12 protein-coding genes and 1 other RNA gene are annotated in these 13,037 nt (G+C 68.1%); 9 read left to right on the top strand and 4 right to left on the bottom strand.

Translation table 11 applies throughout. The features are described from left to right. Positions 1 to 75 precede the first annotated feature (75 nt). Both AC5P68_RS03165 and AC5P68_RS03160 read right to left on the bottom strand, forming a co-directional pair. The gene (locus tag AC5P68_RS03165; protein WP_174842129.1) at positions 76 to 444 is read right to left on the bottom strand and encodes a YraN family protein; all 369 of its coding nucleotides are present in this window, start codon (positions 442 to 444) and stop codon (positions 76 to 78) included. Next, entirely contained in the window at positions 434 to 2,155 is a 1,722-nt protein-coding gene (locus AC5P68_RS03160) for a penicillin-binding protein activator (protein ID WP_049402415.1), read from the bottom strand. Before AC5P68_RS03160 ends, AC5P68_RS03165 begins: the two co-directional genes overlap by 11 nt. A gap of 81 nt (positions 2,156 to 2,236) precedes the next feature. Between AC5P68_RS03160 and rsmI the strand changes: the two genes are divergently transcribed. Both rsmI and rnpB read left to right on the top strand, forming a co-directional pair. Next, positions 2,237 to 3,055, top strand: a complete 819-nt coding sequence (rsmI, locus tag AC5P68_RS03155) for a 16S rRNA (cytidine(1402)-2'-O)-methyltransferase (RefSeq protein WP_005412235.1) — start codon at positions 2,237 to 2,239, stop codon at positions 3,053 to 3,055. A 155-nt stretch (positions 3,056 to 3,210) separates the two neighbouring features. Further along, positions 3,211 to 3,562: RNase P RNA component class A (rnpB, locus tag AC5P68_RS03150), an RNA gene on the top strand. 138 nt (positions 3,563 to 3,700) lie between these two features. Here rnpB and AC5P68_RS03145 read toward each other — a convergent pair. Then, positions 3,701 to 4,180, bottom strand: a complete 480-nt coding sequence (locus tag AC5P68_RS03145) for a DM13 domain-containing protein (protein ID WP_005412238.1) — start codon at positions 4,178 to 4,180, stop codon at positions 3,701 to 3,703. 279 nt (positions 4,181 to 4,459) lie between these two features. Continuing rightward, positions 4,460 to 5,212: an NRDE family protein gene (locus tag AC5P68_RS03140; RefSeq protein WP_033834460.1), complete on the bottom strand. Its 753-nt coding sequence runs from the start codon at positions 5,210 to 5,212 to the stop codon at positions 4,460 to 4,462. 323 nt (positions 5,213 to 5,535) lie between these two features. Here AC5P68_RS03140 and mraZ point away from each other — a divergent pair, with 323 nt between their 5' ends. From mraZ to mraY, 7 genes are read left to right on the top strand one after another with little or no spacing between them, the layout of a single operon-like run. Then, entirely contained in the window at positions 5,536 to 5,982 is a 447-nt protein-coding gene (gene mraZ, locus AC5P68_RS03135) for a division/cell wall cluster transcriptional repressor MraZ (protein WP_004143635.1), read from the top strand. A 14-nt stretch (positions 5,983 to 5,996) separates the two neighbouring features. Further along, entirely contained in the window at positions 5,997 to 6,965 is a 969-nt protein-coding gene (rsmH, locus tag AC5P68_RS03130; RefSeq protein WP_012479154.1) for a 16S rRNA (cytosine(1402)-N(4))-methyltransferase RsmH, read from the top strand. Continuing rightward, positions 6,962 to 7,225: a cell division protein FtsL gene (ftsL, locus tag AC5P68_RS03125; protein WP_005412242.1), complete on the top strand. Its 264-nt coding sequence runs from the start codon at positions 6,962 to 6,964 to the stop codon at positions 7,223 to 7,225. Before rsmH ends, ftsL begins: the two co-directional genes overlap by 4 nt. Next, positions 7,222 to 9,066, top strand: a complete 1,845-nt coding sequence (locus tag AC5P68_RS03120) for a peptidoglycan D,D-transpeptidase FtsI family protein (protein ID WP_033834432.1) — start codon at positions 7,222 to 7,224, stop codon at positions 9,064 to 9,066. The genes ftsL and AC5P68_RS03120 overlap by 4 nt, the downstream gene beginning before the upstream one ends. Beyond that, positions 9,063 to 10,571: a UDP-N-acetylmuramoyl-L-alanyl-D-glutamate--2,6-diaminopimelate ligase gene (locus AC5P68_RS03115; protein ID WP_111108791.1), complete on the top strand. Its 1,509-nt coding sequence runs from the start codon at positions 9,063 to 9,065 to the stop codon at positions 10,569 to 10,571. Before AC5P68_RS03120 ends, AC5P68_RS03115 begins: the two co-directional genes overlap by 4 nt. Beyond that, positions 10,568 to 11,962, top strand: a complete 1,395-nt coding sequence (locus tag AC5P68_RS03110; protein WP_005408077.1) for a UDP-N-acetylmuramoyl-tripeptide--D-alanyl-D-alanine ligase — start codon at positions 10,568 to 10,570, stop codon at positions 11,960 to 11,962. The genes AC5P68_RS03115 and AC5P68_RS03110 overlap by 4 nt, the downstream gene beginning before the upstream one ends. Then, complete coding sequence (gene mraY / locus AC5P68_RS03105) at positions 11,952 to 13,037, top strand: phospho-N-acetylmuramoyl-pentapeptide-transferase (RefSeq protein WP_033834434.1); 1,086 nt, start codon at positions 11,952 to 11,954, stop codon at positions 13,035 to 13,037. The genes AC5P68_RS03110 and mraY overlap by 11 nt, the downstream gene beginning before the upstream one ends.

Raw genomic sequence — 13,037 nt, 5'->3', positions numbered from 1 at the left:
CGCTGGCAGGTGCCAACCTTGGTTGGCACAGAAGCGCCGACCAGGGTCGGCCTCTACCAGAGCGGACGGTACCCATCAGCAATCATCCAGCCGGAACGCATCACGCAGCCACCGCAGCTGCGGCGGCTCGCCGGTGGCGTCGACCACATCAAAACGGCAGGGTGCATCGGCCAGCGCCGGGTTGTCCTGCAGGTACAGCTGCGCGGCGTGCGCCAGGCGTCGGCACTTGCGCACATCCACCGAAGCGGCACCGCCACCGAAATCCGATCGCGCGCGATAGCGCACTTCCACGAACACCACGGTGCCGGCATCGTCCATCACAAGGTCCAGTTCACCGCCGCGATAGCGCACGTTGCGCGCACGCGGCTGCAGTCCCGCCTGTTGCAGATGCTGCTCGGCGGCGGCTTCCACCGCCGAGCCCCGTTGGCTGCGCTCAGCGACCACCGGCGATCGGCATCGGCCGGCCGCCATTGAAGGTGGACCAGGCCGGCTGGCGCAGGATGTTGCCGTTGCTGTCCAGGAACAGGGTGCCGGTGGCACCGTCCAGGCCGCCTTCGTTGGACAGCTTGTCCAGATAGGCGGTGATCTTCCAGGCATCGGCGCCGAAAGCGAACAGGCGGCCGGCTGCACCGCGTGCGCTGGGCAGGGTGCTGGCGACCTGGCTGGCCGACGGCAGGCCCGACACGCTGCGCACGTTCCAGGCTTCGTTCGGGTAGACGATGCCGTCCAGCGCCACGTCTTCTTCCACCTTGCCGCTGCCGATGGTCAGTTGCGAGGTGCCGACGCGGGTGGCGCCGCCGGCACCGGCCAGCGCCAGCTGCGGTGCCAGCAGGCGCGCCTGCGGCGCACGCACGGCGAGGAACACGGCATCGACCTGGCCGGCATTGCGCACCTGCGCACCGACATCGCCGACTGCATCGCTGACGCCGATGGTGGCCACCACCTGGCCGCCACGCTGGGCGAAGCGCTGGGCGAAGGCGGCGGCGGCACGGCGGCCGGTATCGTCGGCGCTGTTGATCACCAGCGCCTTGCCGCGCTCGCGACCACGCAGGTATTCAGCGGCGACGATGCCGTCATCTTCCGGTGCCAGCGAGAAACCGGCGCTGCCGGCCGGCGGCGCATCCTTGCCACGGTTCAGCGCCAGCACCGGCACCTGCAGCTGCTTACGGCCGTACACCGCGTCCACTTCGTCGCGGCCCAGCGGGCCGACCACGAAGTCGGCACCGGAGGCCACGGCCTTGTCATAGGCGGCGAGGGCACCGGCCGGGGTACCGGCGGTGTCGATGAAGTTGATGTCCGGGCGGCGGCGGGTCTCGCCGTAGTACGCGGCCAGCAGGCCATCGCGCACCGGCTGCGCGGCGGTGGCCAGGCGGCCGCTGAGCGGCAGCAGCACGGCCAGCTTGGCCGGCGGGCGGTAACCGTCGCTCATCGCCGGCGGGCGCTTGCTGGTGTCGAACTGGGCGGCGCCATCGCGGTCGAACGGTCGCGGCAGCGGCAGGCCGCGTGCGATCAGTGCGCGGCCGGCGAAGTTGTACAGCGGGTCGTTGGCCGGCAGGGCGGCGGCACGACTGCGCAGGGTGGCGTCGTCGAGGGTACCGAGCAGGCCGGCGATGGCGGCCTGGTTCTCGCTGCGCGCACTGCCGGTCAGGCTGGCATGGGCGCGGGCACGTTCGGTGGCGGCGCCGAAGGCATCGCCGGTGCCCTGCAGCGCAGTGGCGCGGGCCAGATACCAGCGCGTCCGCAGTGCCGGCAGCACGTTGTCGCCGTGGTCCTTCAGCAGGGCCAGGGCCTGCCCCGGCTGCTTGTCGGCCAGCGCAAGCTCGGCACCGGTCAACTGGTAGCGCTGCAGGCTGGCGCCGGTCAGCTGGCGGGCGGTGAGCTGACCCAGCAGGCTGCGCGCGCGGGCGCTGTCGCCGGCCAGGTGCCAGGCCCAGGCCGCATCGGCCAGGGCATTGGTGCGGGCTCCGCCGCGCAGGGTGGCAGCAAGGCCTTCCAACTGCAGTGCGGCGTCGCGCGGCTTGCCCTGGTCGATCAGCGCCAGCGCCTGGCTCTGGGCCGGCGATTCGGGCGCGCTGGTCAAGCTGGTGGTGGCACAGCCGGCCAGCAGCATCAACGACAGCGACAGGGCGGAGATCCGTGCGGCGGGCTTGTTCATGATCGGGTCCATGCGATGAGGGCAGCGGCCTTGGCCGGGTACACGCTACGATTCTACCCTTGCCCCGTGAGTACCGCTGAAATGAGTGTGCCAACCCTGTACGTCGTCGCCACCCCGATCGGCAACCTGGCCGATCTGAGCCCGCGCGCGCAGGAGGTGCTGCGCTCGGTGGCGGCCATCTGTGCCGAAGACACCCGCCGCAGTGGCCAGCTGCTTTCCCATTTCGGCATCCAGCAGCCATTGGTGGCCCTGCACGAACACAATGAAGAGGCCCTGGCCCAGCGCTTGGTGTCGCGCCTGCAGGCCGGCGAATCGCTGGCGCTGGTCAGCGATGCTGGCACCCCGCTGGTCAGTGACCCCGGTTTCCGTCTGGTGCGTGCCGCGCGTGCGGCGGGCATCAAGGTCAGCCCGATTCCCGGCGCCTGTGCCGCCATCGCCGCGCTGAGCGTGGCCGGCCTGCCCAGTGACCGCTTCAGCTTCGAGGGTTTCCTGCCGGCCAAGGCCAGCGGCCGCCGCGACCGCCTGCAGGCGCTGGCCGGTGAAGTACGCACGATGGTGTTCTACGAATCCTCGCATCGCATCGCCGAGTCGCTGGCGGACATGGCGGCGATCTTCGGCGGCGAACGCCCTGCGGTGCTGGCGCGTGAGCTGACCAAGCTGTTCGAGACCGTGCTCGATGGCGACCTGGCCGGCCTGCTGGCGAAGGTGGAAGCTGACGAGAACCAGCGCAAGGGCGAGTTCGTGGTGATGGTGCAGGGCGCCGGCGACGATGAGGAAGCGCAGCTGGCGCATGGCCGCCGCGTCTACGCCAAGCTGAGCGAGCACCTGCCGCCGTCGACCGCGGCGAAGCTGGCGGCAGAGTTGACCGGTGCACCGCGCAAGGCGTTGTACGGCAGTTGATGGATCGTGCGGACCAAGGTCCGCACCCACCAGAGCGGAATCCGCACCCACCAGAGCAGCGGAGTCGGTAGATCCACGCCATGCGTGGATGGATGAACCGGATGCCGCGATCAGCACGGCAGGAAGGGCGTGCGTAGGCTAGAATGTGCGCTGGCGGAGCCGGCCAGACAGTCGCGTCATCCCTTCGGGGGTGCCGAGGAAAGTCCGGGCTCCATAGGGCAAGGTGCCAGGTAACGCCTGGGCGGCGCAAGCCGACGGAAAGTGCAACAGAAAGATACCGCCTACGTCTTCTTCGGAAGGCCGGTAAGGGTGAAATGGTGCGGTAAGAGCGCACCGCGAGTCTGGCAACAGACCGGCACGGCAAACCCCACCTGGAGCAAGACCAAATAGGGATCCTTTGGCGCGGCCCGCGTTGGATCCGGGTAGGTTGCTTGAGCGTTGCGGTGACGTAACGCCTAGAGGAATGACTGTCCACGACAGAACCCGGCTTATCGGCCGGCTCCGCCTCTTTCTTCTACATGCGTGCTTGCATATGCGTGAACCGCGCATCGGTAGTGCCGGCCGCTGGCCGGCAGCTTCACGCTGCCAGCAGCGGCGGACAGAATACCGGCCAGCGGCCGTCACTACCTCGACGTCGCGCGGTCTTCAACCCGGCGTACGGTACTGCCCGGCGGAGATGAACTGCTCGAACCGTTCACACCACACCACCACGGTGGTGTAGTCGTCCACGTCCACGTTCGCAGGCACCTCCACCAGGAAGCGGTTGAACGTCTTCACCTCGCCGATGCGCTGGGCCTGCGCCTTGATCTTCAGGAAATCGGCCTTGTTGTCGACAAAGTCGCGGACCAGGTAGACCTTGTAGTCCGGCCCCGGGCCCATCTTGCCGTCGAACGCGACCTGGCGGGCGCTGACGCTGACGTTGCCTTCGGCCCAGTGCACCGCGTCGCTGCCCTTGAGGTCGCGACGGAAGGTGGTGTGGTAGCGGGCGTCGCCCATCGCCGCCTGCACCTTCGCGACCGGCGGGTCATCGGGAGCGATCAGGATCGGCAGCAGGTAGATGCCCAGGCCGAAGCCCAGGCCGAGGGTGAGCAGGTGGGTGGCGAGCAGGATGAGGGTACGGCGCATGGGGCCTCCATGTGGATGTGGATCGCGCGGCATGGCGCCGGGCATGAGCACCTTGGGAGGTTGCGGGCGGCATTTATAGACACAGTGCGAGACGCAAAAGGGGCACAGTGGGATGACCTCAGCGGCGCAGGCCCTGTGGCGCGGGCGAGAAGGCGCTGCGCCGGGAAGCTGAATGACGCCGTTGGCAGTCCTGGAGCAGGTAGTGCCGGCCGCTGGCCGGCAGCTGCGTGGCCTGCCCGAAGATCCGGAGGTTGCCGGCCAGCGGCCGGCATTACCCGGTCAGAAAATGACGTGGCTCTGTCCGTTGGCTGCGCCCTGCGGGCCAAAGCGGCGCTCGTGGATCTCGCCGTGGCCCTCGGCGTCGATCAGCAGCACGGTGCTGGCGCGGGTGCCGTAATCGTCGCCACGGATGAACGCCGGGCTCAGCCAGCGCTCGCGTTCCAGGCCGATGCCGGTGTCGGGCAGGTCGCTGTCGGCGGGGCGATGTTCGTCGGCCAGCGCGGCCCAGAGCGGGGCCAGATCCTCATCGCCGGCCTGCAGCCACGCAGACAGCGCGTCCATCAGCCGTCGGGTCTTCGGCCAGGGCGCGTCCAGCGCGCCGTTGGACATGCCATGCACGCCCGGGCCCAGGCTCTGGCGCTCGGCGGGGTGGTTGCCGAGGTACTCCAGGCTGTCGCCATCGGCCAGCAGCAGGTTGAAGGGCGCATACGCGCCCGCCACGGTGGCCAGCCGGTCGATATGCACGGCGGCGGGGTCGCGGCCGCGCAGGAAGTCGGCCACCAGTGCACCCCGGGACGGGCCGGTCTGTGCGGCCAGCGGATCACGGACATTGGTGACCACGGCCATGCGGCCGCCGGCGCCGACGCCGGCCCAGCCACCGCCGGAGCGCAGGTCGCGCCCTCCGATGACGGAGGTCTCATCCTGCCAGGGGGCCAGCGCCGCGGTCGGGCGGGCGTGGAACTCATCACGGTTGCCGGTCATCACCAGCCGCCAGCGCGGGTGGTGCATCCAGCCAAGAGCGAGCAGGCACATGGCCTCATTGTGCATCGTTTGCGCAGTCCGGCGGCGTTTCCGGCCGGTTCCGGATGAATGCGCGGGCGATGTTTCACGCCTTGTCCACAGCCCTGAACTTCCGTTCAATCTCAAAAATTGAGACGGATCAGCAACTTGTGGATAAGCCTTGAACAATTCTCTAAAGGTTGTTGCAAGCCATTGATGCGGCTGGCGATTTCCCCGCTGAAAAGTTGTTGACAACCCCTCGGCCGCTGCTAAGGTGGGCATCAGAGGGAAATCCGGGTGTTTTGTGGGTTTTCGTGGTTCAATGTTTCACCGGGCGAAGGATAGGTGCACGCGTCGTGTTCCAGGGCGAGACGGCCATCACAGTTGACGATAAAGGGCGCATGGCGGTTCCCACCGCTTACCGCGACCTCGTCGCGCGCGCCAGCAACAACCGTCTCGTGCTGACCTACAACCCGTTCGAAGCCGGCTGCCTGTGGCTGTATGCAGAGTCGGAATGGGAGCGGGTCCGCGACGACGTCATGTCCAAGCCCAACACCCAGCGCGTCGTGCGCCTGTTGCAGCAGAAGCTGGTCGGCTCGGCCGCCCATCTGGAACTGGACGGCAACGGTCGCATCAGCATCCCCGCCAGCCACCGCGGTGCGGTGGGCATTGAGAAGAAGGCGGTATTGCTCGGTATGGGCGACAAGTTCGAATTGTGGAGCGAGCAGGCGCATCGGGCCCTGATCCAGCAGACGTTGTCTGACGAGGATCTGGGTGATGGGTTGCTCGACCTGAAGTTGTGAGCCGGGGTGCCCGGATGCGCCCAGAAGCGCAGACCGGTCACCTTCCGGTGTCGCAGTCGCCGGCGGTGCACCTGCCGGTCCTGTACACCCAGGTCCTTGAAGGCCTGAGGGTGATCGAAAACGGACGTTATCTGGATGGTACGTTCGGTCGTGGCGGTCATGCACGTGGCGTGCTCACCCAGCTCGGTCCCGAGGGGCGCCTGCTGGTCATGGACAAGGATCCGGAAGCCATCGCCGTTGCCGAGCGCGATTTCGCGCCGGACCCGCGCGTGTCCATCTTCCGTGGCAGCTTCGCCCAGCTGCTGCAGTGGGATGCGACGGCCGAAGGCCTGGACGGCGTGCTGTTCGACCTGGGCGTGTCGTCGCCGCAGCTGGACGTGGCCGAACGTGGCTTCAGCTTCGGCAAGGACGGCCCGCTGGACATGCGCATGGACCCGGACAGCGGTGAAAGCGCCGCGCAGTGGATCAACCGCGTGGAAGAGCGCGAAATTGCCGACGTGCTGTGGACCTATGGCGAAGAACGCCAGAGCCGCCGCATCGCCCGTGCCATCGTGGCCCGCCGTGAGAAGCAGCCCTTCTCCCGCACCGCCGAACTGGCCGAGCTGATCGCCTCGGTGATGCCGCGTGGGAAAGACAAGATCCACCCGGCCACGCGCAGCTTCCAGGCCATCCGCATCCACATCAACCGCGAGCTGGCCGATCTGGAAGCGGGGCTGGATGCGGCGGTGGAGCGGCTCAAGCCCGGTGGCCGGCTGGCGGTGATCAGCTTCCATTCGCTGGAAGACCGCATCGTCAAGCAGTACATGAACCGCCTGGCCAAGGCGCCGCCGGCCAACCGCCGCCTGCCTGAGGCGGTGGCGTTCGTGCCGACGCTGGACCTGATCGGCGGTGCCATCAAGGCTACCGACGAGGAACTGGCCGCCAATCCGCGTGCGCGCAGCGCCGTGCTGCGCGTGGCCCAGAAGCGGGAGGCCGACGCATGAGCCGGCTGCTGCTGATCATCCTGCTGGCGTCCACCGTGGCCTCGGCGATCGGCGTCGTGTTCGTGCGTCACCGTCATCGGCAGACGTTCATCGAACTGTCGCGCGCCGAGCGCAAGCGCGATGACATCAACCTGGAATTCGGCCGCCTGCAGCTGGAGCAGGCGACCCTGGCCGAGGCCAACCGCGTGGACCGCATTGCCCGCGAGAAGCTCGGCATGAAGTTCCCCGAGGCCGCCGACATCGTGGTGGTGCGGCCATGAGCAAGGCCGGCCGCAACCGCCCGCGCAATGCCTTCAACCTGCGCCAGCGCCTGCGCTGGGTCGCGCTCGCGCTCGGCCTGTGCTCGGTGTCGCTGGTCGGTCGTGCTGCCTACGTGCAGATCATCAACAGCGACTTCTACCAGCGCCAGGGCGAGGCCCGTTACCTGCGCGAGCTGCCGATCAAGACCTCGCGCGGCATGATCACCGACCGCAACGGCGAGCCGCTGGCGGTATCCACGCCGGTCGCCTCGATCTGGGTCAATCCGCAGGACCTGTTGCGTTCGCCCGAGCGCATCCCGGAGCTGGCCCAGGCGGTCGGCATGTCGGTGGACGAGCTGAGCAGCCGCCTGTCGCAGAAGTCGGACAAGGAATTCATGTACCTGCGTCGCCGGATCAATCCGGACGAGGCAGAGAAGGTGGTCGCGCTGAAGATTCCGGGCGTGGCCGCGCAGCGCGAGTTCCGCCGCTTCTACCCGCAGGGTGAGGCGATGGCGCACGTGCTGGGCTTCACCAACATCGACGACCGCGGCCAGGAAGGCCTGGAGCTGGCGTTCGACGAATGGCTGCGCGGCAAGGCCGGTGCGAAGCGGGTGATCCGCAACCGCAAGGGCGAGACCGTCGAGAGCGATCTGCTGCGCGCCGCTGAGCCGGGCAAGGACCTGACCCTCAGCATCGACCGCCGCATCCAGTACCTGGCGTTCAAGGAACTGCGCAACGCGCTGGTGGCCAACAAGGCAGCGGGCGGTTCGATGGTGATCATGGACGTGACCACCGGCGAGATCCTGGCCATGGTCAACCTGCCGACCTACAACCCGAATTCGCTGACCGGCGCGCTGCCCGATGCGCGCCGCAACCGTGCGGTGACCGATCTGGTCGAGCCGGGTTCGACGATGAAGCCGTTGACCATCGCTACCGCACTGCAGGCCGGTGCGGTGACCAAGGACACCATCATCGATACCAATCCGGGTTACATGACCCTGGGCCGCTTCACCATCCGTGACGTGCCGCGCAACAACGGCGTGCTGAACGTGACTGGCGTGATCACGCGCAGTTCGAACGTGGGTGCGGCCAAGGTCGCGGCGAAGATGCCGGACCAGGTGTTCTACGACGGCGTGCGCCGCTTTGGTTATGGCTCGGTACCGCACAGCGGTTTCCCCGGTGAATCCGGCGGCGTGGTGCTGCGCCCGGCGCGCTGGTCGGGTACCACCAAGACCACGATGTCCTACGGCTACGGCCTGAACGTGACGCCGCTGCAGATCGCTACCGCCTATTCGGCACTGGCCAACGGCGGTCGTCTGATCGCGCCGACCTTCGTCAAGGGCCAGCGCAATGAAGGCCAGCAGATCATCGACGAGAACGTCGCCAGGCAGGTGGTGGCGATGATGGAAACCGTGGTCACCCAGGGCGGCGCCAAGCAGGCGGCGGTGCTCGGCTATCGCGTGGCCGGCAAGACCGGTACTGCGCGCAAGGCCGGCCCGGGTGGTTACGAGCGTGGCCATTACAACGCGCTGTTCGCTGGCGTGGTACCGGCCACCAACCCGCGCTTCGCCACCGTCATCGTCATCAACGATCCGCAGGCCGGCAAGTTCTACGGCGGCCTGGTGTCGGCGCCGGTCTACCACAACGTGATGGAAGGCACACTGCGCCTGATGGACGTGCCACTGGACGACCTGCAGTCGTGGCTGGCCGCACAGCAGTCCGGCAAGGTCGGCCACTCGGCCTCGATCCTGCCTGCGCCGCCGGCCGAGACCGCGCTGCCGGTGGATGCCGCCGCTGAATTCGATGCTGCGCTGCCGAGCGCGCACGCCCAGACGCCGCCCGCTACGGGAGGCACGCAATGAGTCCTTCGATGTTGCTTTCGCAGTTGCTTCCGGATGTTGCCCTTGCAGGGCACGACCCCGTTCTGACCGGCCTGGTGCTGGACAGCCGCGCCGTGCGTCCCGGCAATGCCTTCGTCGCCATCGCCGGTTTCGGCGCGCATGGCCTGGGCTTTGTCGAGCAGGCCCGCGCCGCCGGTGCCAGCGTCATCCTGTTTGAACCGCCGGCGCCTGTCGAACTGCCGGCACCGGCCGATGCGATCGCCGTGCCGGGCCTGCGCGCACGCATGGGTGCAATGGCCGACCAGTTCCATGGCGCGCCGTCGCGGGCGATGGCGATGGTCGGTGTCACCGGCACCAACGGCAAGACCTCCACCGTGCAGCTGCTGGCCCAGGCCTGGCACCTGCTCGGTACGCCCAGTGGCAGTATCGGCACGCTGGGCGCCGGACTTTATGGTGCGGTCGAGCCGACCGGCTTCACCACGCCGCTGGTGCTGCAGATGCATGCGCTGCTGGCGCAGCTGCGCGACGCCGGTGCGCGCGCGGTGGCGATGGAAGTCAGCTCGCATGCGCTGGACCAGGGTCGCGTGGATGCCGTGCACTACGACGTGGCGGTGTTCACCAATCTCACCCGCGACCATCTGGACTACCACGGCGACATGGCCAGCTACGGCGCGGCCAAGGCGCGGCTGTTCCACCGTCCGGGCCTGAAGGCCGCGGTGATCAATCTGGACGACGCGTTCGGCCGCCAGCTGTTCGCCGGCCTGCCGGCGGGCGTACAACCGATCGGCCTGAGCTCGCGCGGTGCCACCGACGCCAGCGTGCGCGCCGAGGCGCTGCAGCTGGATGGCCGTGGCATTGCCTTCGAACTGGTCATCGACGGCCAGCGCGCGGCGGTGCAGTCGCCGCTGCTGGGCCGCTTCAACGTGGACAACCTGCTGGCGGTGGCCGGCACCCTGCACGCGCAGGGCCAGCCGCTGCCGCGCATCGCCGAGGTGCTGTCGGCACTGCAGCCGATCCGTGGCCGCATGAACCGCCTGGGCGGCGAAGACGGCCTGCCGACCGTGGTGGTCGACTACGCACACACCCCGGACGCGCTGGAACAGGCGCTGGACAGCCTGCATGGCCACCTGCAGGGCACGCTGTTCTGCGTGTTCGGCTGCGGCGGCGAGCGTGATACCGGCAAGCGCCCGCAGATGGCGGCCATTGCCGAGCGTCTGGCCAACCAGGTCATCGTCACCGACGACAACCCGCGTGGCGAGGATGGCGACGTGATCGTGGCCGACATCCTGGCCGGCTTCACCGATGCCTCCGCCGTGACCGTGCAGCGCAGCCGCGCGCGTGCGATCGGCCTGGCGGTGAAGCGTGCCGGTGCCGGTGACATCATCCTGATCGCTGGCAAGGGCCACGAGCCGTACCAGGAAGTGAATGGCGTGCGCCATGACTTCGACGACACCGAAGTGGCCGCCGCTGCACTGGCGGCCAAGGCCGGTGTACTAGAGGCGCAGGCCGGGGAGGGCACCGCATGAAGCGCACCCTGCTTTCGCTGATCGCACACTGGGCCGGCGGCGAGATCCACGGCGACGACGTGGCCATCGATGCGGTCAGCAATGACACCCGCAGCCTCGGCCCGGGCAGCCTGTATGTGGCGCTGCGCGGCGAGCGTTTCGACGGCCATGACTTTGCCGCCGACGCGCAGGCGCGCGGTGCCAGTGCGCTGCTGGTCGAGCGCCTGCTGCCGATCGAACTGCCACAGGTGCTGGTGGCCGACAGCGAACTGGCACTGGCGAAGATCGCCACCGGCATGCAGCGCGACCGCGGCACCGAGGTGTTCGCGATCACCGGCAGCAACGGCAAGACCAGCGTGAAGAGCCTGCTGCTGTCGATCCTGCAGCAGGTGGCACAGCACGCCCACAAGGTGGTCTACGCCAACCCGGGCAACCGCAACAACGAGATCGGCCTGCCGCTGGCGGTGATCGATGCGCCGGAAGATGCCGACTACGCCGTCTACGAGATGGGCGCCGGCAAGCCGGGCGATATCGCCTACCTGACCGACATCGCCCGCCCGCGCTATGCGCTGGTCAACAACATTGCCCCGGCGCACCTGGAACGCATGGGCAGCCTGCTCGGCGTGGCGGTGACCAAGGGTGCGATCTATGCCGCGCTGCCGGCCGATGGCGTGGCGGTGATCAATGTGGACGATGCCTACGGCCGCTGGTTCGAACAGCACTTCGTCGGCACCCCGCCGCGTTGCCGCGTGCTGCGCTACGGCCTGGAACATACCGCCGAGGTGACCGCGCGCGACATCCGCGCCGGCGCGCAGGGCAGCCAGTTCACCCTGGTCGCACCGAGCGGCGAAGCCCGCGTGGTGCTTGGCCTGCCCGGTCGCCACAACGTCAGCAATGCGCTGGCCGCCGCCAGCCTGGCGCTGGCCGCCGGTGTCGACCTGGCGCTGATCGCGACCGGCCTGGCCGAAGCGCAGCCGGTGCCGGGCCGCCAGATTGCCCATCAGCTGCGCAATGGCGCGGTGCTGGTGGACGACAGCTACAACGCCAACCCCGGTTCGCTGGCTGCGGCCATCGACGCCCTTGCCGCCGCGCCGGAAGAGGGCTGGCTGGTGCTGGGCGACATGCGCGAGCTGGGTCCGGACGGCGAGGCCCTGCATGCGCAGGCCGGCATCCGTGCACGCGCCGCCGGCCTGAAGCGGCTGTATGCACTGGGTCCGCTCAGTGCCGCCGCTGCGGCCGCCTTCGGTGAAGGAGGACGCCATTTCGATACCCATGGTGCGCTGTCGCAGGCGCTGCAGGACGAGTTGCACGCTGGTGTGCGCTGCCTGGTCAAGGGTTCCCGTGGCAGTGCCATGGACCTGATCGTCAAAGCGCTGCTGGCGCAAGGAGAGGAATCCCCGCATGTTGTATGAACTGGCTCGATGGTTGCAGCAGTTGGAGAGCCTGTTCGGGCTGTTCAACTACCAGACGTTCCGCGCCATCCTTGCCGCGCTGACGGCCCTGTTCCTGTCGCTGTGGCTTGGCCCGGCGATGATCCGCAAGCTTGCCCAGTTCAAGGGCGGCCAGCCGATCCGCAAGGACGGTCCGCAGACCCATTTCTCCAAGGCCGGCACGCCGACCATGGGCGGTTCGCTGATCCTGCTCACCGTCACCCTGTCGGTACTGATGTGGGCCGACCTGCGCAACCGCTACGTGTGGCTGGTGCTGGCGGTGATGCTGTGCTTCGGCGCCATCGGCTGGTATGACGACTGGATCAAGATCGTCCGCCGTGACCCGAACGGCCTGAAGTCGCGCTGGAAGTACCTGCTGCAGTCGATCTTCGGCCTGGCCGCGGGCCTGTTCCTGTTCTATACGGCCGACGTGCCGGCGGCGCTGACGTTCTACATCCCGATGTTCAAGTCGGTGGCGTTGCCGCTGGCCGGCATTGGCTTCGTGGCGATCGCCTACTTCTGGATCGTCGGTTTCTCCAACGCGGTGAACCTGACCGACGGCCTGGACGGCCTGGCGATCATGCCAACCGTTCTGGTGGCCTGCGCGCTGGGCGTGTTCGCGTATGCCTCGGGCAACGTGGTATTCGCCAACTACCTGCAGATTCCGCAGATTCCAGGCGCCGGCGAGCTGGTCATCATCTGCGCGGCCATCGCCGGTGCGGGCCTCGGCTTCCTGTGGTTCAACACCTATCCGGCCATGGTCTTCATGGGCGACATCGGCGCGCTGGCGCTGGGCGCGGTGCTGGGCACGATCGCGGTGATCACCCGCCAGGAACTGGTGCTGGTGATCATGGGCGGCGTGTTCGTCATCGAAACACTGTCGGTGATGATCCAGGTGGCCTCGTTCAAGCTGACCGGCAAGCGCGTGTTCCGCATGGCGCCGATCCACCACCATTTCGAACTGAAGGGCTGGCCCGAGCCGCGCGTGATCGTGCGCTTCTGGATCATCTCCGTCGTGCTCGTGCTGATCGGCCTGGCCACGTTGAAGGTGCGCTGA

The sequence above is a fragment of the Stenotrophomonas sp. YJH_SMC_58 genome, from assembly GCF_059369635.1.
This window is presented reverse-complemented; position numbering and strand designations above follow the sequence as displayed.